The sequence below is a fragment of the Campylobacter sp. CH246 genome, from assembly GCF_004378835.1.
Taxonomy (GTDB): Bacteria; Campylobacterota; Campylobacteria; order Campylobacterales; family Campylobacteraceae; genus Campylobacter_D; species Campylobacter_D jejuni.
The window spans coordinates 1-1,889 of record NZ_RYYA01000017.1 but is presented as its reverse complement, the minus strand read 5'-3'; the positions used below and the strand labels follow the sequence as shown (position 1 = coordinate 1,889).

2 tRNA genes and 2 rRNA genes are annotated in these 1,889 nt (G+C 40.8%); all 4 read right to left on the bottom strand.

Annotation, left to right across the window (positions count from 1 at the left end):
- A 23S ribosomal RNA gene (locus tag ELQ06_RS08465) occupies positions 1-426 on the bottom strand; the annotation flags it as partial.
- Between the two features lie 526 nt (positions 427-952).
- Positions 953-1,029, bottom strand: a tRNA-Ile gene (locus ELQ06_RS08460).
- A gap of 8 nt (positions 1,030-1,037) precedes the next feature.
- Positions 1,038-1,113 (bottom strand) — tRNA-Ala (locus ELQ06_RS08455).
- Positions 1,114-1,215: 102 nt separating this feature from the next.
- Positions 1,216-1,889 (bottom strand): 16S ribosomal RNA (locus ELQ06_RS08450); the annotation flags it as partial.

Genomic DNA, 1,889 nt, shown 5'->3' with positions numbered 1-1,889 from the left:
CCCGGATTCAGACAGGATTCCTCGTGTCCCGCCCTACTCAGGATACTGCTAGCTAAGGTTTGTTTTTCGCATACGGGACTATCACCCTCTATGGTTATACTTTCCAGAATGTTCTGCTAAACTTACCTCTTGCACATTGCAGTCCTACAACCCCCAGTGCAAGCACTGGGTTTGCCCTCTTGCGCTTTCGCTCGCCGCTACTGACGCAATCTCTATTGATTTCTTTTCCTGAGGGTACTAAGATGTTTCAATTCCCCTCGTTCGCTCCTATATAGGTAATGTATATCTCTATACATTGGGTTGCCCCATTCGGAAATCTACGGATCAAAGCTTCTTGACAGCTCCCCGTAGCTTATCGCAGTCTAGTACGTCCTTCATCGCCTTTACCAGTCAAGGCATCCACCATTCGCTCTTAGTAGCTTACCTTTTTTACCTTTTATTATTGATTCTAAAACGCATCACTTCCTTGTTAAAGTTTTTATGATAAGACTTCATTATCTTAAGACGGAAAGCATTCAAACACTTAATATAAAACTAAATGATTTAGTCTCAACTAAGCTGTGAGTTTGAAACTTGTTTTTAATTTATAATCCTTAAATCTAATATTCTCTTTATTCATAGAAGAGAAGACAGCTAAAAGTTAAGTTAAACTAAAGAAAAAATAAATAGGTTTTATCCTTTAACAAGTCCTGTAAAATTGTTTTTATTAAAACTTGCTTGTGACTCTTAACAATGATAATTAAAAAGAACATTTAGGTTTAAAACCTAAAGGAAGTATATATATTAACATAATCATTATAAATATAAATGCATAATGTATGCTACTTATATCTATTAAAGTATATTCTTTTATAGTTAAAGATAAAAAATAAATCTAAGTATAGAGTTTATATTTAATCTATTTTATATACTTGCTTTAGATTTTAAAGCTTCTTTATTCAAATCTTTTTTATGGTGGGCCTAACAAGACTTGAACTTGTGACCTCACCCTTATCAGGGGTGCACTCTAACCAGCTGAGCTATAGGCCCTTAATAAATGGTGGAGAATAGCGGGATCGAACCGCTGACCTCCTGCGTGCAAAGCAGGCGCTCTCCCAGCTGAGCTAATTCCCCATAAACAATTAGCTTTATCATCAATCTTTGAAATCTAAACAAGAATCAATTGAGTTTATATATTGAAGTAATAGTTGTGAGACTTATTACTTTGTACTCTAGAAAGGAGGTGATCCAACCGCAGGTTCTCCTACGGTTACCTTGTTACGACTTCACCCCAGTCGCTGATTCCACTGTGGACGGTAACTAGTTTAGTATTCCGGCTTCGAGTGAAATCAACTCCCATGGTGTGACGGGCGGTGAGTACAAGACCCGGGAACGTATTCACCGTAGCATGGCTGATCTACGATTACTAGCGATTCCGGCTTCATGCTCTCGAGTTGCAGAGAACAATCCGAACTGGGACATATTTTATAGATTTGCTCCACCTCGCGGTATTGCGTCTCATTGTATATGCCATTGTAGCACGTGTGTCGCCCTGGGCATAAGGGCCATGATGACTTGACGTCGTCCACACCTTCCTCCTCCTTACGAAGGCAGTCTATTTAGAGTGCTCGGCCGAACCGTTAGCAACTAAATACGTGGGTTGCGCTCGTTGCGGGACTTAACCCAACATCTCACGACACGAGCTGACGACAGCCGTGCAGCACCTGTCTCTAAGTTCTAGCAAGCTAGCACCCTCTTATCTCTAAAAGGTTCTTAGGATATCAAGCCCAGGTAAGGTTCTTCGCGTATCTTCGAATTAAACCACATGCTCCACCGCTTGTGCGGGTCCCCGTCTATTCCTTTGAGTTTTAATCTTGCGACCGTACTCCCCAGGCGGTACACTTAATGCG